The sequence below is a fragment of the Brevundimonas sp. LM2 genome (assembly GCF_002002865.1).
Taxonomy (GTDB): Bacteria; Pseudomonadota; Alphaproteobacteria; order Caulobacterales; family Caulobacteraceae; genus Brevundimonas.
In genome coordinates this window covers 197,564-218,087 of sequence record NZ_CP019508.1, presented here as the reverse complement: position 1 = coordinate 218,087, position 20,524 = coordinate 197,564, and the positions used below count along the sequence as shown (strand labels likewise).

The window sequence follows — 20,524 nt, the reverse complement described above, 5'->3', positions numbered from 1 at the left end:
GGACGGGGGGTGCGATCAATACCGGGCTTCGAGAACCAGGCCGACGACGCGCGGATCGCCCAGCAGGGGCCGGAAGGCATCCTGTCCGGCGACATACTCGACGTCGAAGACGTTGCGCGCGAAGACCGAGGCGCGGACCTGGCCGAAATCATAGCCGGCGCGCAGGTTGACCAGGGTCCGGGCATCGTTGACCCGGGTGTTGCCCGTGTCGGAGAAGCTCTCATCCTGATAGTTGACGCTGCCGGAGGCGAACATCGGACCTCGGGTCCAGGAGCCCGCCAGCACCGCGCTCCACTCCGGGGCGTTTGCGAAGCTGTTGCCCTCGAGCCCGTCCAGGCCGGCCGGGTCGACCGCGAGACCCAGTCCCGCCGTGGAGGCCGGCAGCTGGATGTCGAACGACACGAACTCGGTGTGGCTGTAGCCCAGGCCCCCGTTGAGCTTGAACTCGGGGGTCAGGTTGGCCTCGAACTCCACTTCGAACCCGTACAGTTCGGATTGGCCGGCATTGGCCCCGACCTGATCGTTCTGCCGCGTCGACAGGTCGACGGTGACCTGCTGGTCCTTCCAGTCGACATAGAAGACGTTGGCGCTGATCCGGCCGAAGTCCCCCAGGGTCTTGCGGGCGTAGACCTCGTAGTTCGTGGTGAACTCCGGGGCCAATTCGGTCACCAGCTGGCGCACCACATTGACGCTGACGCCGCCCGCGCGATAGGCGCGCTGGGCGACGGCCCCCAGGGTCAGGCTGCTGTCGACATCGTAGCGGATCCCGACCTTGGGCAGCCAGGCGTCGAAGCTGAGTTCGGACGTCGACGTGGCTTCGACGAACGGGTCGAGGGCGGCGCCGATCGCGGCCGCCAGCGGACGAAGCGCCGGGATCGGCAGGGTCGCGGGATTGGCCAGTCCCAGGATCTCGCCCGAGGTCACCACACCGGACGTGTTGTCCTCGCTGTCGTAACGCAGGCCGGCGTTGAGCGTCAGCCGGTCGCTGAGATCGAAATCCACCTCGCCGTAGACGGCATGGTTTTCGACGTCCACCGGCTGGGCGTTGAAGGTGTAGAGGGCCACGTCGTCGGGATAGAAGGAGGCGAACTGGGCCGCCGTCGCCGCCGGCAGGCCCTGGCCCCGCGCCGTATCGATGATCAGGTTTCGCACATTGCGGAACACCAGCAGGCTGAAGTTGTCCTCGCGCTCGCGCTCCTGCGTATAGTAGGCCCCGAGCAGATAGCGCAGGCGGCCGCCGGCATCGTACTTCAGCCGGAATTCCTGGCTGAAGATCTCGAAATCTTCCTGCTGGATCGCGATCGGGTCGGCCGCGACGGTGCCCGCGCGCACATAGTCGAAATCGCCGATGCCGTAGGGATTGAGCAGCGCGACCGTCGGCGTCCGCAGGCCGGTGTAGTTGTAGATCCCGGTGTCCGGATCGTCCTGCTCGAAATCATCCGTGTCCGAATAGGTGGTCTCGGACGTCAGCGTCAGAGCAGTGCTGATGTCGTAGTCGACGGTAACGGCAGCGGCGAGGGTCTTGTTCAGTTCAAAGTCGGCGATATTGCTGAAGGTCTGGCGACGGCCGGCGTCCCCCTGACCCGCGATCCCGGCCTCGAACCCGGGCACCTGACTGGCGCTGCGCGGAAGGAAGCCGTCGGCGCCGAGCGCGCGGGTGTCCGACGACGCGGCGCTGCGGTTGATGTCGGCGTAGTTGACCACGGCCCGCACGGTCAGGTCTTGAGACGGTTCGAACAGCAGCTTGGCGCGGTACTGATAATCGTCGACGAGATCGGCGTCCTCCTTCAGCACCGGGTTGTAGATGAAGCCCCGGCTCTCGTGATGGTCGGCCGTCAGCCGGAACGCCAGGACATCATCAATGATCGGGCCGCCGACGGCGATGGAGGCGGAATAGTCGTCGCCTTCCGCGGCGATGACCCGGGCCCGGGCGTCGAAGCTGTAGGTCGGGTCGTTGGTGTTCAGATAGATGGCCCCGGCCAGGGCGTTGCGCCCCTGCAGCGTCGACTGGGCCCCGCGCAGCACCTCGACCGAGCGCACGTCCCACAGCATGTCCGGCCCGAACGCCGTGCTCTTGTCGCCCAGGCGAACGCCGTCGACGTACAGCGTGCCCAGCTGGCCGAAGCCGGCGCCGTTGACGTTGTCGAAGGGGATACCGCGGATCACGAACCGGTTGTTGGCCCCGGCGACGTTGACGTTGACCAGCTGGTCATAGGCGTCCTCGGCGGTGATCAGGACCTGGTCTTCGATGTCCGCGCCGGACAGAAGGCCGACGCTGGTCGCCGTATCCTTCAGCGTGCGACCGAACTTCGCGCCGGTGACCACGACATCATCCAGCGCCGTGCCCGGTGCCTCTGCGCTTGGGGCTCCGGAGCCGGCCTGTGAGACCTCACTCTCTTGAGCCCCCGCAGTGCCTGCAGTCAGAGCCAGAAGCGAAACGCACGCCGCGAGACGAATTTTCATGACAACCCCCCATGTCAAAATGACAGTGACTGACATATCGTCGCTGCGTGACAGGTGGGCGGCAGTCTCGCGATGTTTTCGCAGCCGCCGGTCCGCCGCGGATCCTCAGACCGGCTCAGAAGTCCGGGTCGAAGTTGAAATAGATGGGATTGGACAGGGCGACCATGTCACCCGCCACCCGCTGCCAGTTCACCAGCGATGGAAACGGCGTCTGTGGCCCGCGGACTTCCACGCGGTAGTAGGTTCGCGCTCCGGTGACCGGCGCGTCCGTGAAGCTGACGCGATCGGTCACCGCGCCGTCTAGGTCGATGACGGAGAGTTCGCCCCCGTCCCGAATGATGCGGATGCGATACAGGCCTGCCTCTCGGTCGCCGTTCAGCCGGACCTCGAACCGCACCGGTTGCCCCGATGCGACGACGTTGTCGCCCATCATCAGGTCCGGCGTGCCGTCGGCATCGAGGTCAGCGGTCAGCTCCACGCGCGGCGATGCCGGATTGGCGCTGATCGAGACGCGGCCGCTTTCGAGCGCAGCGATGACGGCCTCACCGGTTCGGTCTGCGGCGAAGACCCATGTCGTGGGTGTGCCAACGCTGTTGGCCGTCGCTTCCGTGGATTGGGGCGTGGCCACCTCGTCTCCCTGTGGCAACCCGTGATGGGAATCGCTGCCGCCACGACCGGGAAGGCGGCGGCCCGAGCGAAGCATGTCATCCCAGACCAGCAGCGACGCCTCGTTTCTGGGCCACAGCACCGAGTTCCAGACCTCCAGCGAATCCGCCAGGTCGAAGCTGAATCCGAAATGGTCCTTGCCAGTCGGATGGTTGGCCGAGAGGTGGACCCCCAAGGCGTCCTTGATCGTCTTGATGTCCCAATCGCGCGCGTCGCGGACATCATACAGGGCCTGATGGTCATAGGGTTGCGCCGCCATGATGTTGGCGTGCCCGCGGTTGGTGGTCCACTCCGCCCCGTAGAGCAGCACGATATCGTCGGCCACAAACTCCGGATCGGCCCAGGTATGGCCAGCCACATCACCGGCCTGGTGGTTGTCGTGATCGCTGATCAGCAGGAAGCCCATGTTGTTCGCGCGGGCCACAGCGAGGATCTTTCGGATCGGATTGTTGGTCGATTCCGTGCTGTGACGGGAGTGGACGTGCAGATCGCCGCTGAGCCACGTCCCGGTGGGGGGCGTGCCTCGGTCCGATGCCTGGGGAACGCTTTGGGCCGCGACGGACCGCGATGCCAGCGACAGGGCAAGACCGAGGGCGAGAAGGGGCGTTTTCATGAGCAGGGATCCGCGGGGTCTGGTGACAGCGGCTGACATATCCGTGCGGCATGACGTCCCGATGAAGCATCCGGGCGGGAAGGCGGGCCGGCCACTCCGTCGCAAGCGGGCAGCCGCGGCGCTGCCGGCTGTGAACCAAGCGGGGCGGTGGGTGTTTGACTCCGTCTTTCGTGGAGAACGCCCATGCCCAGCCGTCCGACCTGGCAAGGCCATCTGAAGCTGTCGCTGGTGACCTGTCCGGTGGCGCTCTACACCGCGACGTCGAGCACCAGCGACGTGCGCTTCCACATGATCAACCCCAAGACCAACAACCGCATCCGCATGGTGGCGACCGATCCGGACACCGGGCCGGTCGAGCGGTCGGACCTGGTCAAGGGCTATGAGGTGTCGAAGGACGAATACGTCCTGTTCGACAACGCCGATTTCGACAAGGTCCGGCTGGACAGCACCAAGACCATCTCGATCGACAAATTCGTCGACGAGACCGAGATCGACCGGCTGTTCTGGGACGATCCCTTCTTCGTGGTCCCCGAGAAGGGCACGGGGGTGGAGGCCTTCGCCGTGATCCGCGACGCCATGGCCAAACAGGGCAAGATCGCCCTGGGGGTGCTGGTGCTGCGCGGGCGCGAGCGGCAGCTGGCGCTGGAGGTGCGGGGCAAGGGGCTGGTCGCCTATACGCTGCGCGCCCACGACGAGGTGCGGGATAGCGCCGACTATTTCGACAGCATCCCCGAGGTGACCGCCGACGCCGACATGGTCGAGATCGCGGCGCGGATCATCGCCCAGAAGGAGGCGCACTTCGATTCCTCCGACTTCGTCGACCGCTACGAGGACGCCCTGCGCGAGATGATCAAGGCCAAGACCAAGGGCGGCAAGGGCGTGGTGGCGGTCGAGGAGCCGGACGACACCAATGTCATCGACCTGATGGCGGCGCTGCGGAACAGCCTGAAGGGGTCGGCGGCCCCGGCGGCCAAGAAGGCCCCGGCCAAGAAGGCGGCGGCGAAGAAGCCGGCCGAGAAGAAACCCGCGGCCAAGAAGAAGGCGGCCTAACCGCCCGTCCGGGCGCGCGGCACCAGCCGGATCTCGAACAGCTTCGGCCAGTTCTTGCCGGTGACGAACAGGCGGCGCCCGGCGGCGTCCCAGGCGATCCCGTTGAGGACGTCGTCCGACGGATTGGCGACCGGTTCGGGCAGGAGGTCGGACAGGTCGATGACGCCCGTGACCACGCCGGTGGCCGGATCGATGCGCAGGACGACGTCGCTCTGCCAGACGTTGGCGAAGACTTCGCCGTCGATGAACTCCAGCTCGTTCAGCTGGGGCACCGGCTGGCCGCGATAGGTCACGGTGACCGCGCCGGTCTCGGTCAGGGTCTCGGGGTCGAAGAAGCGCAGGGTCGGCGTGCCGTCGGACAGGATCAGCCGGGTGGCGTCGCGGGTCAGCCCCCAGCCCTCGCCCGTATAGGTCCAGGCGCCCGCCGGGGCGAGGTCGTCGGCGTCCCAGATGAGGCCCTGGCCGCCCTGCCAGGTCAGGCTGAGGATCCGGTCGCCCCAATCGGTCAGGCCCTCGCCGAACAGCTGGACCGGCAGATCCCGTTTCTGCAGCACAACGCCGTCCTCCAGCCGCACGCGGCGGACGCTGGAGGGGTGGCGGCCGGTGCTCTCGTACAGGACGCCGTCGCGATAGATCAGCCCCTGGGTGAAGGCGGCCGGGTCGTGCGGATAGGTGGCGACGATCTCATAGTCGTAGACCGGCGGGGCGGCGGGCCGGGTGTCCGGAGCCTGGACCGGGGCCGGCGCGGGGGCCTGGGCCCAGCCGGCCGTTGCCGCCGCGAGGGCGGCGACACCGAACAGGACCGGGATCAGACCCCTGGCGCGCATCGGCTCAGCGGGCCGCTTCGGAAGCGGCCTCGGCCTCGGCGGCCTGGGCGTCGGCCTCGGCCTTGTTCGCGAGGTTGCGGGCCATGACGGCCTTTTCCTTCTTGGTGGCGGAGGACCGCCCCAACATGTTCAGCGCCTCGACCCCGGCCGAGAAGGCCATGGCGGCGTAGATATAGCCCTTGGGCACGTGGAAGCCGAAGCCATCGGCGATCAGGACGAGACCGATCATCAGGAGGAAGCCCAGGGCCAGCATGACAACGGTCGGGTTCCTGGCGATGAAATTGGCCAGGGGGTCGGCGGCCAGCAGCATGACGGTCACGGCGGCCAGAACGGCGACGACCATGATCGGCAGGTGTTCGGTCATGCCGACGGCGGTCAGGATGGAGTCGATCGAGAACACGAGGTCCAGCAGGATGATCTGGAAGATCGCCGCCCCGGCGTTGGTGATCATCACGTCCTTCTTGTCCAGCACGTCGTGGCTGGGCGTGGGGTCGACGGTGTGGTGGATCTCCTTGGTCGCCTTCCAGATCAGGAACAGGCCGCCCGCGATCAGGATCAGGTCCTTCCAAGAGAATTCGTTGCCCATGACCGAGAACACCGGCTGCACCAGGCCGACCAGCCAGGCGATGATCGACAGCAGGGCCAGACGCATGACCAGGGCCAGGCCGATGCCGATGCGCCGCACCCGCTGGCGGTCCGCCTCCGGCAGCTTGTTCGACAGGATCGAGATGAAGATCAGATTGTCGATCCCCAGCACGATCTCCATGATCACCAGGGTGACCAGGGCCGCCCAGGCGGCGGGGTCGGACAGAAGGGGCGTAATCGAATCGAGCATCAAGGGGTCCTGGTGCAGTGGAAAGGTGCGGCGTTTGGTCCGCTATAGCGCATCCCCAACGCGGCGTGACCCCATCTGTGCCGTAAGCCGACTGCGACACGTTCGCAGTCCGTCAGCCGGGACATGCGGGGGGCCGCCGATCAGTAGACGTCGCGGCGATAGCGGCCGGTCTCCTTGAGGGTCAGCAGGAGCGGCTCGCCGAGCTGTCGCGCCAGGGCCTCGTCCACACCCGCGGCCATGCCTTCCAGGGCACCGCAGACCAGGATGACCCCGCCCCGCCCGATCCAGTCGCGCAGATCGGCGCCGTGTTCGTCGATCAGGGCCTGGACATAGCGGCCGTCGTCGGGGTCGCGCGAGAAGGTGCGATCCAGGCGCGTCAGCAGCCCCGCGCGCAGGGCGGCCTGCAGGTCCTCGTCCAGCAGGCGGTCGTGCGCCGCGGTCCGCTCCCCGAACATCAGCCAGGTCCCGCCGTGGCCGGATCCGGCGCGGGCGCGCCAGTGGGCCCGCAGACCGGCCAGGCCGGTTCCGTTGCCGATCAGGATGAGGGGACACTCCGGCGACGGGGGGTGGAAGGCGGCGTTGCGGCGCACCCTCAGCCCCAGGCTGTCGCCGACCGCCAGATCGCCGGTGAGCCAGCCCGAGGCCAGGCCGGGGGTCCCGTCCGGTCGCCGCATGCGGCGCACGATCAGGCCGAGCCGCCCCTCGTCCGGCAGGGAGGCGATCGAATAGTCGCGGCTGATCCCCGGCGCATGGGGCAGGCCGATCTCGGCGATATCGCCCGCCGACCAGTCCGCGCCCGGCCGCTCGGGCTGGAAGGCCAGCCAGTGGATCTCGCCGCCCGGGCTGCCGGGATTGAGGTGGCGGCGGTCGACCAGCCGCCAGGGGTCCAGGCTGGGCGGGGACCAGTCGGCCTCGATGGCGTGGCCGGTCAGGGTGCCGAGCTGGTGCTGCCAGTGCCGGATCGCCCCCGGATCGCCGTCGTCGACCTCGATCCGGTCGAACAGGGCCGCGGCGCCCGAGCGGCCCATCCAGTCGTCCAGCGTTCTGCCGAAGCCGCAGAACCGCTCATAGCCGCGGTCGCCCAGGGCCAGGAGCCCGTAGCGGACGCCCGCCAGCTCAGCCGGCGCGGCCATGTGCCGGGCGACGAACCCGGCCAGGGCGTCCGGGGCATCGCCTTCTCCGGTGGTGGAGGCGATGACGAGCACCCGGCCCGCCTCGACCAGGGTCCGGGGCGTCAGGGCTGCGAGCGCCTCCACCCGCGCCGGCGTGCCCGCGCGCGCCAGGGTCTCGGCGGTCATCCAGGCCAGGGCCTCGGCCGTGCCGGTCTGGCCGGCGTGGGCGATCAGGACGGCGTCGTCCCCGGCTGACAGGGCCTGGCGACGGGCGGCGGCGTGCCGCGACGCCCGTCGCGCGCGCCAGACCTGGGCGGCGACCAGGATCAGCCACGCCAGGATCGCCAGCCCGGCCCACAGCCAGCGCGACGGGTCGGAGGTCATGCGGGCTCATCCATCATGTCGCGGGCGGCGGCGGTCGCGATCTCTCGCGGACCGGCGACGCTCCGGACCCGGAACAGGGCGGCGATGCCCCGGGCCTCGGCCCAGGCCGGCCCCGCGAGCGGCCCCATCACGGTCAGGGCGGTGGCGAGGGCATCGGCCTGCCGCGCCGTGTCGGCCACGACGCTGACCGCGGCCAGTCCGTTGTCGATCGGCCGGCCGGTGCGGCCGTCGAGGGTGTGGCCGTACCGATGGCCGGCGGCCTCGAACGCGCGCTCCGCGTCGCCGGAGGTGGCGAGGGCCAGGCCATGCAGCGCCACCAGGGTGCGAGGGCCAGCCGCGCCCGGTGGCGACTCGATCTCGACCCACCAGGGCAGGCCGTCCGGCTTGACGCCCTGGCCGCGCAGCTCGCCGCCGATCTCGACCAGATGGTGGTCGAACCCGGCCGCCGACAGCGCCTCGGACAGCCGGTCCACGGCGTGTCCCTTGGCGATGCCGGACAGGTCCAGGCGCAGGCCGCCGGGCTGACGCAGGCTGCGGGTCGCGGCGTCGGGCTCCAGCCGTCGCCAGCCGCCGCAGGCGCGGGCGGCCATGATCTCGGTGTCCGGGGGCAGGCGGCGGTCGGCCGGGCGCGGGCCTGGGGGTCCAAATCCCCACAGATCGACGAGGGCGCCCAGGGCGGGATCCAGCGCCCCGTCCGTCTCGCGGGCCAGGGCCAGGGCCGGCTCGATGACCGCCCACAGCTCGGCCGAGACGGGGACTCGCCCGGGCGGGGCGGCGTTGAAGCGCGACAGCTCGGAGGTCGGGTCCCAATGGCTGAAGGTCGCGACCTGGTGGTCCAGCGTCGAGACGGCGGCGCGCCCGACCGTCGCCGGATCGTCCGACGGCCCCAGCACGACGTGGATCGACCAGACCGTGCCCATGGTCTGACCGGCGAGCCGGTGGATCCGCCCGTCCGCCATGGCCGACGGCGGACGGGTCATATCGACCGCGATCAGGACCCGGGTGTCAGCCGCCGGTTCGATCAGGACCGGCGGCGGGGCCGAGGCGCTCGAAGGGCTCAGGGCAGGACTTCCAGGACACCGCTGTACTGGGCGTTGGTCGCCCGGCGCTCGCCCTCGGCCGGGGAGCGGACCGAGGCGTTGATCCAGTACAGACCGGCCTCGGGCCAGGTGACGGTGAAGATCCCGTCCGCGTCCGTCCGCACCGTCATCTCCTCGGGATTGTCGCGGTAGCGGCTGCCGCCCCGCGCGACCGTGACCTCCAGATCGCCGGCCGGGGCGCCGTCGTGCAGCAGTTTGAAGCGCGCGGCCTCGCCGGCGACCAGGTCGTTGGGGTGGCTCACCGGCACCAGTTCGATGCCCTCGCCGGTGGGAGCCAGGGCCGTGTCGTTCGGCGCGCCCAGGGTCACGAAGGTCTCGATGCGGTTGCTGTTCAGGGTGGCCGAGACCTCGGTGGCGTCGGCCGGCACATTGGCCGCCATCTCGGCTTCTGCGCCGCGCCAGCGCTTCTGCTCGCCGCCCTGTTTGTAGCTGACCATCAGACCGTTGCTGACGTTGGCGACGCGGTAGGTGCCGGGCGTGGTCAGGTGGACGTCGAAGGTGGCGCGGTAGCGGGCGCGGTGCATGTTCTCGGCCGTGACCGGCTGGCCGTCGGGCCCGGTGACGACCAGGCCGTCCAGCCGCATGGCGGCATGGTCCGGAATGAAGACCCCGTTGGACATGGCGGCGTCGAAACCGACCCAGGCCTCGGTCCCGGACAGGACGGTGGCGGTCGGGGCCAGCCAGGCGCGGTGGGCCTGGGCCGTCAGGGGCGCGGCGAGGGCGGCGACGGCGGCGACGAGGGCGAGGGCGCGTTTCATGATGGGCTTCCTGTTCAGCGGGTGACGGTGACGCGGACAGCGCCGAGTTCGGTGGCGCCGGAGGCCGCGCCGGTGTTGGGCCCGCCCCAGCGGAAGGGCACGCGCACGACCTCGCGTCCGCCCAATTCACGCGCCGCCTCGACCGCGACGACGTAGTTTCCGGCGGGCAGGCCGGCGAGGCGCGCGGCCGGCACGGTCACGCTGTGGCGGCCCGGGGCCTTGGTGGCGCTGGAGACCCCGTCGGCCGGCAGGGTCATGCTGCGCCCGGCCTTGCGCCACCAGGTGCGCATGTCCTTCAGCCAGTCCTCGCCCCGGCCCTCGCTGTTGGCCGTCTGCTGGTACCAGACCGCCAGGGTGCGGACCGCCGTCTGGTCCGGGCGCTCGATCCAGACCGCCACATAGGGCCGGTGATAGGCGGCCCCCAACAGGTGCGGCAGTTCGACGGAGACCGACAGGTCGGCGGCGGCGGCGGGGCCGGCCAGGGCGCCGGCGGCGGTGGCGGTCAGGAGCAGGGGCAGGCGGTTCATGGCGGGTCTCAATGAATGAACAGAAGGGCGATGACGACGGGAACGAGCAGGCCGAGCCCCAGCAGCGGCCAGGTCGAGGGGCGCTGGCGGGCATGCATCCAGGTCAGGGCCAGGCCGGTGACGGCGAAGACGAGGCAGGCCACGGCGAAGACGTCGATGAACCAGAACCAGACGGCGCCGGCGTTGCGTCCCTTGTGCAGGTCGTTGAGGTAGGCGACCGCGCCGCGCGTGGTGCGCTCGTGGACCAGGTCGCCGGTGGCCCGGTCGATCGTCAGCCAGGCATCGCCCCCGGGCTCGGCCAGGGCGACATACACCTCGTCCGGCGTGGTCTCGGTGGGCCGGCCGCCGATGGCGACGTCCAGGGCCGCCTGCACGCCGCGCGCGACGGCCTCGGGCACCGGGTCCGTCGTCTCGGCCGCCATCGCGTCCAGACGGGACACGAGCGGGGCCGCGAGCACGGCCGTGCGCTCGACGACCCGGGGCTCGCCCGGGATCTGGGCCGCGTGGTTGAGGGTGATGCCGGTGATCGCGAACAGCAGCAGCCCCACGAGGCTGACCGCCGCCGAGATCCAGTGCCACTGATGCAATTGCTTGAGCCAGAACCCGCGCGTCGCGGGAACGATCGAGGCCTTGTTCACGGGGACGGAGGCATTGGACACACCGTCTTGTGCCGCGACTGCGAATGATTAGCAAGTAGCCACACGGCCGGGCCGCTGTCTTAGTGGAAGCCGGACACATCGCTCACGCCTCCGGTTGCGACAGCCCCGGCCCCATGCTATCAGGCGCCCGGCTTCCAGGGGGCGTTTCCAGCGAAACGGCTCGTTGAGTGCTTTCCATAAGCATTACAGGCCTTTGATCGGCGCGAGGCTCGCGACCGGTCGCTTGAACAGATACGTATTTCGGACGGACAGGCCTTGGCTGACGATTTCAGAACGACGGAAGTCGGCGCGCGGTACGCTCAGGCGCTGTTCGATCTCGCGCTCGAGACGGGCAAACTCGACGCCGTGCGCAGCGACCTGTTGTCGCTGAAGGCCGCCTGGATCGAGAGCGACGACCTGCGCCGCATGGCCCAGTCGCCGCTCCTGTCGGCCGAAGAGCAGGGCCGGGGCCTGACCGCCGTCGCCACCGCCGCCAAGTTCGAGACGACGACCGTGAATTTCCTCGGCCTGCTGGCCCAGAACGGCCGCGCCCGCGACCTGGCCGGCGTCATCACCGGGTTCGAGACCCTGTATGCGCGCCACACCGGAGTCGTGGCCGCCGAGATCGTCTCGGCCGTGGCCCTGACCCCGCTCCAGACGACCCATATCCGCGGCGCCCTGGTCCAGGCCCTGGGCAAGGTGCCGGAACTGACCACCCGCGTGGATCCCTCGATCCTGGGCGGGCTGAAGGTCAAGGTCGGCTCGAAACTGTTCGACGCCTCGCTGAAGACCAAGCTCGACCAGATGAAGTTCGCCCTCAAACGGGCATAAGCCACCCAACGCTATGACGTGGCCCCAGCCTGTAAAAAGGGGGGCCGCGCACCTGAAAAGACGAAACAGAGAGCCCGACCATGGACATCCGCGCCGCCGAGATTTCGGCCATCCTCAAGTCCCAGATCGCCAATTTCGGCGTGGAAGCCGACGTCTCGGACGTGGGCCAGGTCCTGTCGGTCGGCGACGGCATCGCCCGCATCCACGGTCTGGACAACGTCCAGGCCGGCGAGATGATCGAATTCCCCAAGGCCGGGGTTAAGGGCATGGCCCTGAACCTGGAGCGCGACAACGTCGGGGCCGTGATCTTCGGCGCCGACGCCGCCATCGCCGAGGGCGACGAAGTGCGCCGCCTGGGCGAGATCGTGGACGTGCCGGTCGGCAAGGGCCTGCTGGGCCGCGTCGTCAACCCGCTGGGCGAGCCGATCGACGGCAAGGGCCCGATCCAGTTCACCGAGCGCCGCCGCGTCGACGTCAAGGCGCCGGGCATCATCCCCCGCAAGTCGGTGCACGAGCCGATGCAGACCGGCCTGAAGGCCATCGACACCCTGATCCCCGTCGGCCGCGGCCAGCGCGAACTGATCATCGGCGACCGCCAGGTCGGCAAGACCGCCGTGGCCATCGACGCGATCCTGAACCAGAAGTCGATCAACGTCGAAGGCGCGTCGGAAAGCGACAAGCTGTACTGCATCTATGTCGCCATCGGGCAGAAGCGCTCGACCGTGGCCCAGATCGTCAAGACGCTCGAGGAGCGCGGCGCCCTGGAATACACGATCGTCGTGGCCGCCACGGCGTCGGAGCCCGCCCCGCTGCAGTTCCTGGCCCCGTTCGCCGGCACCGCCATGGGCGAGTTCTTCCGCGACAACGGCATGCACGCTCTGATCGTCTATGACGACCTGTCCAAGCAGGCTGTGGCGTATCGCCAGATGTCGCTGCTGCTGCGCCGTCCGCCGGGCCGCGAGGCCTATCCGGGCGACGTCTTCTATCTGCACAGCCGCCTGCTGGAGCGGTCGGCCAAGCTGAACGAGGACAACGGCTCGGGCTCGATGACCGCCCTGCCGCTGATCGAGACCCAGGCCAACGACGTCTCGGCCTATATCCCGACCAATGTGATCTCGATCACCGACGGCCAGATCTTCCTGGAGTCCGACCTGTTCTACCAGGGCATCCGCCCGGCCGTGAACGTCGGCATCTCGGTGTCGCGCGTGGGCTCCTCGGCCCAGATCAAGGCGATGAAACAGGTCGCCGGTTCGATCAAGGGCGAGCTGGCCCAGTATCGGGAGATGGCCGCCTTCGCCAAGTTCGGCTCGGACCTGGACGTCTCGACCCAGAACCTGCTGGCCCGCGGCGCGCGCCTGACGGAACTGCTGAAACAGCCCCAGTACTCGCCGCTGACGGTCGAGGAGCAGGTGGTGTCGATCTATGCCGGCACGCGCGGCTTCCTCGACAAGATCGCGGTGGCCGACATCGCCCGCTTCGAGAGCGAACTGCTGGCCCGGATGCATTCGGCCCACCAGTCGACCCTGGACGCCATCAAGTCGACCAAGGCCCTGTCCAAGGACCTGGAAGCCGAGCTGAAGGCCGCCATCGACGGCTTCGCCAAGACCTTCGCCTAAGTCTGACCCCGGAAAGCTGAAAGAGTAGCGCCGATGGCCAGTCTCAAGGAAATGCGCAATCGGATCGAAAGCGTGAAGTCCACGCAGAAGATCACGAAGGCCCTGAACATGGTCGCCGCGGCCAAGCTCAAACGCGCCCAGGACCAGGCCGAGAGCGCCCGGCCCTATGCCACCAAGATGGCCGCCGTGATCGCCAATCTGGCGGCGGGCGTGACCGGCGACGACGCGCCCCGGCTGCTGGCCGGGACCGGGTCGGACCAGAAGCACCTGGTGGTGGTGGCCACGGGCGACAAGGGTCTGGCCGGCGGGTTCAACTCCAACGTCATCCGCGCCGCGCGGGACCGGATCAACACCCTGGTCGCCCACGGCAAGGATGTGAAGATCATCGCCGTGGGCCGCAAGGTCCGCGACGGCCTGACCCGCCTGTACGGCGGCCGGATCATCGAGACCTTCGAGCTGAGCGGCCACAAGGTCATCGGCATGAGCCTCGCCGAGCCGATCGCCGCCCGCATCGCGGCCGAGTTCGAGGCCGGCAACGCCGACGTCGTGACCCTGATCTACAGCCGCTTCCAGTCGGTGATCAGCCAGGTGCCGACGCCGAAACAGCTGATCCCCGCCGTGGTCGACGGCGGCGCCGCCCCGATCGACCTGAACGGCGCGGTCTATGAATACGAGCCCTCGGAAGAGGAGATCCTCGAGACCCTGCTGCCGCGCAACCTGAAGACCCAGGTCCTGGCCGCGCTGCTGGAGAACCAGGCCAGCTTCTTCGGCGCCCAGATGGGGGCCATGGACAACGCCACGCGCAACGCGGGCGAACTCATCACCGCCCTGAGGCTGACGTACAACCGCAAGCGCCAGGCCCAGATCACCACCGAACTGATCGAGATCATCGCCGGCGCGGAAGCGCTCTGATCCTCCGATCCTGACAGACACACGATAAACGGACCGCACCCGATGACCGACACCGTCGCCCCCAAGAAGCCCGCCGCCCCCCGCAAGCCCAAGGCCCCGGCCGAAGCCGCCGCCACCGGCAACACCGTGTTTTCGGCCGGCACCGGCGTGGGCAAGGTCGCCCAGGTCATCGGCGCCGTGGTCGACGTGGAGTTCACCGGCCACCTGCCGGCCATTCTGAACGCCCTGCACACCCAGAACGTCGACCAGAAGACGGGCGAGCCCTTCACCCTGGTGCTGGAAGTCGCCCAGCACCTGGGGGAGAACATGGTCCGCACCATCTCGATGGACACGACCGAAGGCCTGACGCGCGGCCAGCCGGTGACGGACACGGGTTCCTCGATCCAGGCGCCGGTCGGACCGGGCACCCTGGGCCGCATCATGAACGTCGTCGGCGCGCCGATCGACGAGGCCGGCCCGATCCAGACGACCATGTACCGTCCGATCCACCGCGAGGCCCCGACGTTCGAGGAGCAGTCGACCAGCTCCGAGATCCTCGTCACGGGCATCAAGGTCATCGACCTGATCTGCCCCTACACCAAGGGCGGCAAGACCGGCCTGTTCGGCGGCGCCGGCGTGGGCAAGACCGTGACCATGCAGGAGCTGATCAACAACATCGCCAAGGCCTACGGCGGCTATTCCGTCCTGGCCGGCGTGGGTGAGCGCACCCGCGAGGGCAACGACCTGTATCACGAGATGATCGAGTCCAACGTGAACGTCGCCGGCGGCGGCGAGGGCTCCAAATGCGCCCTGGTCTACGGCCAGATGAACGAGCCTCCCGGGGCCCGCGCCCGCGTCGCCCTGACCGGCCTGGCCCAGGCCGAATATTTCCGCGACGAAGAGGGCAAGGACGTCCTGCTGTTCATCGACAACATCTTCCGCTTCACCCAGGCCGGTTCGGAAATGTCCGCCCTGCTGGGCCGCATCCCGTCGGCGGTGGGCTATCAGCCGACGCTGGCGACCGAGATGGGCAATCTGCAGGAGCGGATCACCTCGACCAAGAAGGGCTCGATCACCTCGATCCAGGCCATCTACGTCCCCGCCGACGACCTGACCGACCCCGCGCCCGCCGCCTCCTTCGCCCACCTCGACGCGACGACCGTGCTGAACCGCGACATCGCCGCCCAGGCCATCTTCCCGGCCGTGGACCCGCTGGACTCCACCAGCCGGATCATGGACCCGCTGGTCATCGGCGAGGAGCACTACCGCGTCGCCCGTTCGGTCCAGGAAGTCCTGCAGCAGTACAAGGCGCTGAAGGACATCATCGCCATCCTGGGCATGGACGAGCTGTCGGAAGAGGACAAGCTGGTCGTCTCGCGCGCCCGCAAGATCCAGCGCTTCCTGTCGCAGCCCTTCTTCGTGGCCGAGCAGTTCACCAATGCGCCCGGCAAGTTCGTCGAGCTGGCCGACACCATCCGCAGCTTCAAGGGCATCGTCGCCGGTGAATACGACCACCTGCCCGAAGCCGCCTTCTACATGGTCGGCGCCATCGAGGAAGCCGTCGAGAAGGCCCAGAAACTGGCCGCGGACGCGTCCTAATGGCGGGCAAGCTCAGCTTCTCGCTGGTCTCGCCGGAGCGCGAGGTCTTCTCGGGCCTGGTGGATCAGGTCGATGCGCCGGGCGTCGAGGGTGACTTCGGCGTCCTGGCCAACCACGCGCCGTTCATGACCGCCCTGCGCGAGGGCACGGTGACGGTCATCGACGGGAGCGCGCGCCGCCGGTTCGACATCCACGGCGGCTTCGCCGACGTGACGCCCGCCGGCCTGTCGATCCTGGCCGAACAGGCCACCGAGATCGCGGCGGCCTGACCCACGATGGCCGGGCCGGGTCTGATCCTGACCCTGGCCTGGATCGGGGCCGTCCTGGCTCCCCTCGTCTGCGCCTTTTTGATCCGGCGGCTGCTGCGCGGTCGCCGGATTTTTCTTGCCGTCAGCGTGGGCGTGGCGACCGGCGTGGTCTGGACGCTGGGGGTCTGGGCCTTCCTGGTTGAGCCCGCGACCCTGACGGTGCGCCAGGTCACGGTCGAGAGCGCGACCTGGACCGGCGCGCCGCTGCGCATCGGTCTCATCTCCGACACCCATGTCGCCGCCCCCCACACCGACGTCGCCCGCATCGAGCGGCTGGTCGCGCGGATGAACCGGGAAAGACCTGACGTTATAATGCTGATGGGCGACTATGCCGGGGGGCATGAACCGGCGGCGACGCGCGCCCGGCCGGAGCAGTCCGAAATCCTGCGCGGGGTCGAGGCCTTCCGCGGCCTGTCCGCGCCGCTCGGCGTCCACGGCGTGCTCGGCAATCACGACAGCTGGTATGACGACGCCGCCATCGCCGGGGCGATGCGACGCGCGGGGGTTCGCGTGCTGGAGAACCGGGCGGAGCGCGTCGAGCGGCCCGGCGGGGCGTTCTGGATCGCCGGTCTGGCGGACATGGAGTCGCCGCGCGAGGGGCCCCGCGTCGCCCGGACCCTGGCGACCGTCGGGGACGCCGCCCCAGTGATCGCCCTGACCCACTGGCCGGACCCTTTCGTCGAGGTGCCCGGGCGGGTGGCCCTGACCCTGGCGGGCCACACCCATTGCGGCCAGGTCAACCTGCCCTTCGTGGGGCGTCTGGTCCACGCCTCGAGGATGTCGGAGCGATGGGCCTGCGGCCTGTATGACGAGGATGGGCGCAAACTGTTCGTCACCGGCGGGGTGGGGGTGTCGATCCTGCCCGTACGGTTCCGGGCCCCGCCGGAGATCGTGATCCTGACGCTGAGGCGGCCAGCGCGGGCCTCGATCCAGGCCTCGCGCGTCCCATGACCGTCCTGATCTACGTCCTGGCCGCCCTGGCCGAGATCGCCGGCTGTTTCGCGTTCTGGGCCTGGCTGAGGCTGGGCCAGTCGGTGTGGTGGGTCGGGCCGGGGATGGTGTCGCTGGCCCTGTTCGCCTGGCTGCTGACGCGGGTCGAGGCGGACGCGGCGGGGCGCGCCTATGCGGCCTATGGCGGGGTCTATATCGCGGCGTCGCTGCTGTGGCTGTGGCTGGTCGAGCAGAGGGCCCCGGACCGCTGGGACCTTCTGGGCGGCGGGCTGTGCCTGGTGGGGGCAGCGGTCATTCTGCTGGGGCCTCGGGGCGGCTGAGCCGCTTGTCATCCCGGCTCGGTGGCCGGGTCTGCGTTCCGAGTTGAGGCGACCTCCCGGCTCTCGCTGCGCTCGGCCGGGATGACAAGGCGCCGGAGGGCGATGCCACCGAGGTCTGTTCAGCCGACTTGACCCTCAAGCCCGGCATCCTAGATTGCCCTTCAGACGAGGCCACGTCCTCGCCCCGACGCCCGGCGGCGGGTCAAGCCCGGGACGGCCCGGCCCTTTGCGAGGAGGGCCGAACACCATGGCCTGGGTCTATCTCATCATCGCCGGCCTGTTCGAGATCGTCTGGGCCTATTTCATGAAACAGTCCGAGGGCTTCACCCGGCTGTGGCCCAGCGTGGCGACGATCGGCTTCATGATCGTCAGCTTCGCCCTGCTGTCGCAGGCGATGAAGGTCCTGCCGATGGGCACGGCCTATGTGATCTGGACCGGGATCGGGGCGGTGGGGGCCTTCGTGGTCGGGGTGGTCCTGCTGGGCGAGAGCCTGACCCTGTGGCGGGTGCTGGCGGCCTTGCTCGTCGTCGCGGGACTGGTCATCTTCCGCCTGGCTCCGGGGGGCTCTTCGCACTGACCGGAAGGGGCGCTATCGCTCGATACGCAGCGTCTCGCTGCTTGAGCCTTGGGGGAGACATCGATGCTGGAGCTTCGGCCCAACTGCGAATGCTGCGACCGGGACCTGCCCTATGACAGCCCGGACGCGCGCATCTGTACGTTCGAATGCACCTTCTGCGCCGACTGCGTGGGCGGGGTGTGCCTGAACTGCGGCGGCGAACTGGTGAAGCGGCCGGTCCGGCCGGCGCGGCTGCTGGAGAAATATCCGGCCTCGACCAGGCGGGTGCTGAAGGTCGGCTGCGCGGCCTAGGGCGATGTCCGTTTTGAACTTGTCGCTGAACCCTCGGGCCAGGGCGGCGGCCGACAGGTTCATCACAAAGGGCACGAAGAAAGGCCACAAAGGACACGGAGGTAGCGGAGCCGTGTTGAGGTCGATGTCCTGGGCCTGAGGTTTGATTGCGGCGTACGCCGCATCGATCCAGGCGACGACGGCCCGGTTCGGACCACATCATAGGAACCGTCGTGCCCTTTGTGGCTCCCTTTGTGTTCTCTGTGATGAACCCGCCATTGTCGGATCACCGCGGACAGCGCAGCGACAAGACCGACGAACGGCCTAACGCCCTTAAACCGCGAACCGGCCGAAGGTCGCGACGACCTGGGCGTAGGCGTCGCGCTTGAAGGGGACGATCAGGTCGCAGGCCTCGGACAGGGCGCCCCAGCGCCAGGCGTCGAATTCGACCTCCGCATGGCGGTTCAGGTCGATCTCGGCGTCCTCACCGGTGAAGCGGAAGGCGAACCAGACCTGTTTCTGGCCGTCCCAGGGTTTGCGGCCCTTGAGCTTGTGCGCCAGCTTCAGGGCGGCGGGGAAGTCGTAGACGATCCATCCGTCGGTCCGGGCCAGAAGCTCGACCGAGGTGACCCCGGTCTCCTCCTCCAGCTCACGCCGGGCGGCGGCTTCCAGATCCTCGCCCTTGTCCACGCCGCCTTGCGGGAACTGCCAGGCGTGGCCGTGCAGCTGGCCGGCGCGGTGGCCGTACCAGACCTGGCCCGCGGCGTTGAACAGGACGACGCCGACGTTGGGGCGGTGCTTGGGGAAGGGCTGCATAGGCAGTAGGCAGTAGGCAGTAGGCAGTAGGAAGCAAGAAAAATGGTGGGACGCTGTCCTGCGCTTTGAACGGGTCGCATGACCCCGACACCCTACTGCCTACTGCCTGCGCGTCAGCGTCCCGGCCGCCGCGTCATCGCCGAGGCGGGGGCCAGTTGCAGGCCGCGGGCGTCGAGGCCGGCTGTCCAGCGGGCGGCGGCCTCGACCGTGACGGGGTAGGCGAAGCCGGTGCCGAGGGCGGCGCCCCGGGTCCGGGCGGCGGCCTCCAGGCCGTTGAGGGCCCCGATGATGGCGGCGGGGGTCTGGGTCTCGTCGATCACGCTGTCGGCCGAGGCGCGGGCCCAGGCGCCCGGGCGGCGCCGGGCCGAGCCGTCGTCGAGGAAGGCGACGCCGCGCTGGCGCAGGATGCCGAGAAAGGCGCTCATGCCGGTGTCGGAGCTCATGAACTGGTCGCCCAGATAGTTGGTGACGGCGAAATACCCCGTGGCGCGGCCCAGCAGCCAGTTCATCTTGGCCTCGACGTCGTCGGGGGTGGCGCTGTTCAGCAGGGTGTAGGGGCCGGGATCGGTGTTGGGATAGCCGGTCGGCTCCATCGGGATCTCGATCATCACCTCATGGCCCTGGGCCCGGGCCAGGTTGATCCAGCCCTGCAGGCCGTCGGCATAGGGCACGAACGACAGGGTGACGTCGGCGGGCAGGCGTTCGATGGCGGCTCGGGTGGTCACGGCGTTGAGGCCGAGGCCGCCGACGATCAGGGCCACGGTCGGCTTGCCGTTGGGACGGAAGGGGCGGGCATAGGCCTGGGCCGGAACCCGGCCGTCGGTGGCGATGACCGGAAGGAGGCCCTGGGGCCCCGGCTGGCTGAGGCCGGCGATCGGAGCCGCGACCAGCGGCTGAGCCGGCTGCTGCGGCGCTGCAACGGCGGCGCCGCCGGCGACGGTGGTCCCGTCCGGCAGGGTGATCAGGGCCTCGCCCCCGGCGGCGCCGGTGGTCGGGTCGATGGGGACGCCCGACAGACCCTGCCAGGCGCCGAACCCGCCCATGCTGAAGGCCTCCAGCCCGCTGGGCGCGGGCGGGGCGACGGCGGCCTCGCGCTTCAGGGCCACGCGGGCGGAGGGGGTGCCGGCGCTGGGGTCGCCCAGCACGGTCAGGAACAGGGCCACGGCCCCGAGCAGCAGCAGGCCCGCAGCCCCCACCGCGACCGGCGGCTTCTTCAGCAGGGCGGCGACGGGCTTGAAATCGAGCCGCGGCATCCGGCCCGTGGGCGGGGCTCCGGCGGCGGCGGCGAGGGCGGACTGGCGCTTGGCGAACATGATGGGCGGACGCTCGATGCAGGCGACCGGACGGATTCCGGACGTCGACCTTCGCCGGG

General features: G+C 69.3%; 21 protein-coding genes. 10 read left to right on the top strand and 11 right to left on the bottom strand.

All coding sequences use genetic code 11. The annotated features are described in order from the left end of the window. Positions 1–15: 15 nt before the first annotated feature. Together BZG35_RS01100 and BZG35_RS01095 are read right to left on the bottom strand one after the other, a co-directional pair. The gene (locus BZG35_RS01100; protein WP_171981847.1) at positions 16–2,325 is read right to left on the bottom strand and encodes a TonB-dependent receptor; all 2,310 of its coding nucleotides are present in this window, start codon (positions 2,323–2,325) and stop codon (positions 16–18) included. A gap of 253 nt (positions 2,326–2,578) precedes the next feature. Continuing rightward, entirely contained in the window at positions 2,579–3,742 is a 1,164-nt protein-coding gene (locus BZG35_RS01095) for a CehA/McbA family metallohydrolase (RefSeq protein ID WP_077353958.1), read from the bottom strand. 183 nt (positions 3,743–3,925) lie between these two features. Here BZG35_RS01095 and BZG35_RS01090 point away from each other — a divergent pair, with 183 nt between their 5' ends. Next, positions 3,926–4,792: a Ku protein gene (locus BZG35_RS01090; protein ID WP_077353957.1), complete on the top strand. Its 867-nt coding sequence runs from the start codon at positions 3,926–3,928 to the stop codon at positions 4,790–4,792. Here the strand turns inward: BZG35_RS01090 and BZG35_RS01085 are convergent. The 7 genes from BZG35_RS01085 to BZG35_RS01055 form a co-directional block, all read right to left on the bottom strand. After that, positions 4,789–5,619 carry a glutaminyl-peptide cyclotransferase gene (locus BZG35_RS01085; RefSeq protein ID WP_077353956.1) on the bottom strand — a complete coding sequence of 277 codons (831 nt, stop codon included), beginning with the start codon at positions 5,617–5,619 and terminating at the stop codon, positions 4,789–4,791. The genes BZG35_RS01090 and BZG35_RS01085 overlap by 4 nt on opposite strands. A 4-nt stretch (positions 5,620–5,623) precedes the next feature. Continuing rightward, positions 5,624–6,454, bottom strand: a complete 831-nt coding sequence (locus BZG35_RS01080; RefSeq protein ID WP_077353955.1) for a TerC family protein — start codon at positions 6,452–6,454, stop codon at positions 5,624–5,626. A gap of 140 nt (positions 6,455–6,594) precedes the next feature. After that, a complete protein-coding gene (locus BZG35_RS01075; RefSeq protein WP_077353954.1) occupies positions 6,595–7,950 on the bottom strand; it encodes a sulfite reductase subunit alpha in 1,356 nt (451 codons plus the stop codon). Continuing rightward, positions 7,947–8,930, bottom strand: a complete 984-nt coding sequence (locus tag BZG35_RS01070) for an FAD:protein FMN transferase (protein WP_077353953.1) — start codon at positions 8,928–8,930, stop codon at positions 7,947–7,949. The genes BZG35_RS01075 and BZG35_RS01070 overlap by 4 nt, the downstream gene beginning before the upstream one ends. A gap of 77 nt (positions 8,931–9,007) precedes the next feature. Next, the gene (locus tag BZG35_RS01065; protein WP_077353952.1) at positions 9,008–9,808 is read right to left on the bottom strand and encodes a DUF4198 domain-containing protein; all 801 of its coding nucleotides are present in this window, start codon (positions 9,806–9,808) and stop codon (positions 9,008–9,010) included. 14 nt (positions 9,809–9,822) lie between these two features. Next, the gene (locus BZG35_RS01060) at positions 9,823–10,335 is read right to left on the bottom strand and encodes a DUF2271 domain-containing protein (RefSeq protein WP_077353951.1); all 513 of its coding nucleotides are present in this window, start codon (positions 10,333–10,335) and stop codon (positions 9,823–9,825) included. An 8-nt stretch (positions 10,336–10,343) separates the two neighbouring features. Continuing rightward, positions 10,344–10,994: a PepSY-associated TM helix domain-containing protein gene (locus tag BZG35_RS01055; RefSeq protein WP_150125879.1), complete on the bottom strand. Its 651-nt coding sequence runs from the start codon at positions 10,992–10,994 to the stop codon at positions 10,344–10,346. Positions 10,995–11,249: 255 nt separating this feature from the next. Here BZG35_RS01055 and BZG35_RS01050 point away from each other — a divergent pair, with 255 nt between their 5' ends. The 9 genes from BZG35_RS01050 to BZG35_RS01010 all read left to right on the top strand — a co-directional run bounded on the left by BZG35_RS01050 (position 11,250) and on the right by BZG35_RS01010 (position 18,357). Beyond that, on the top strand, positions 11,250–11,804 hold the full coding sequence (locus BZG35_RS01050; protein WP_077353950.1) for a F0F1 ATP synthase subunit delta: 555 nt from the start codon (positions 11,250–11,252) through the stop codon (positions 11,802–11,804). A gap of 80 nt (positions 11,805–11,884) precedes the next feature. Then, positions 11,885–13,420 carry a F0F1 ATP synthase subunit alpha gene (atpA, locus tag BZG35_RS01045; protein WP_077353949.1) on the top strand — a complete coding sequence of 512 codons (1,536 nt, stop codon included), beginning with the start codon at positions 11,885–11,887 and terminating at the stop codon, positions 13,418–13,420. Positions 13,421–13,453: 33 nt separating this feature from the next. Next, positions 13,454–14,332: a F0F1 ATP synthase subunit gamma gene (locus tag BZG35_RS01040; protein ID WP_077353948.1), complete on the top strand. Its 879-nt coding sequence runs from the start codon at positions 13,454–13,456 to the stop codon at positions 14,330–14,332. A gap of 42 nt (positions 14,333–14,374) precedes the next feature. Beyond that, a complete protein-coding gene (atpD, locus tag BZG35_RS01035; protein WP_077353947.1) occupies positions 14,375–15,910 on the top strand; it encodes a F0F1 ATP synthase subunit beta in 1,536 nt (511 codons plus the stop codon). Next, positions 15,910–16,179 (top strand): ATP synthase F1 subunit epsilon, encoded by a 270-nt coding sequence (locus BZG35_RS01030; protein WP_077353946.1) that lies wholly within the window; start codon positions 15,910–15,912, stop codon positions 16,177–16,179. The genes atpD and BZG35_RS01030 overlap by 1 nt, the downstream gene beginning before the upstream one ends. A 6-nt stretch (positions 16,180–16,185) precedes the next feature. Then, complete coding sequence (locus BZG35_RS01025) at positions 16,186–17,169, top strand: metallophosphoesterase (RefSeq protein ID WP_077353945.1); 984 nt, start codon at positions 16,186–16,188, stop codon at positions 17,167–17,169. Then, positions 17,166–17,489, top strand: a complete 324-nt coding sequence (locus BZG35_RS01020; protein ID WP_077353944.1) for a YnfA family protein — start codon at positions 17,166–17,168, stop codon at positions 17,487–17,489. The genes BZG35_RS01025 and BZG35_RS01020 overlap by 4 nt, the downstream gene beginning before the upstream one ends. 247 nt (positions 17,490–17,736) lie before the next feature. Then, a complete protein-coding gene (locus tag BZG35_RS01015) occupies positions 17,737–18,066 on the top strand; it encodes a multidrug efflux SMR transporter (RefSeq protein WP_077353943.1) in 330 nt (109 codons plus the stop codon). A 63-nt stretch (positions 18,067–18,129) separates the two neighbouring features. Then, entirely contained in the window at positions 18,130–18,357 is a 228-nt protein-coding gene (locus BZG35_RS01010) for a DUF1272 domain-containing protein (RefSeq protein WP_077353942.1), read from the top strand. A 312-nt stretch (positions 18,358–18,669) separates the two neighbouring features. On the opposite strand, the gene BZG35_RS01005 is transcribed toward BZG35_RS01010, so the two are convergent. Together BZG35_RS01005 and BZG35_RS01000 are read right to left on the bottom strand one after the other, a co-directional pair. Beyond that, a complete protein-coding gene (locus BZG35_RS01005; RefSeq protein ID WP_077353941.1) occupies positions 18,670–19,152 on the bottom strand; it encodes an RNA pyrophosphohydrolase in 483 nt (160 codons plus the stop codon). Positions 19,153–19,265: 113 nt separating this feature from the next. Continuing rightward, positions 19,266–20,465, bottom strand: a complete 1,200-nt coding sequence (locus tag BZG35_RS01000) for a divergent polysaccharide deacetylase family protein (protein ID WP_077353940.1) — start codon at positions 20,463–20,465, stop codon at positions 19,266–19,268. Positions 20,466–20,524 lie beyond the last annotated feature (59 nt).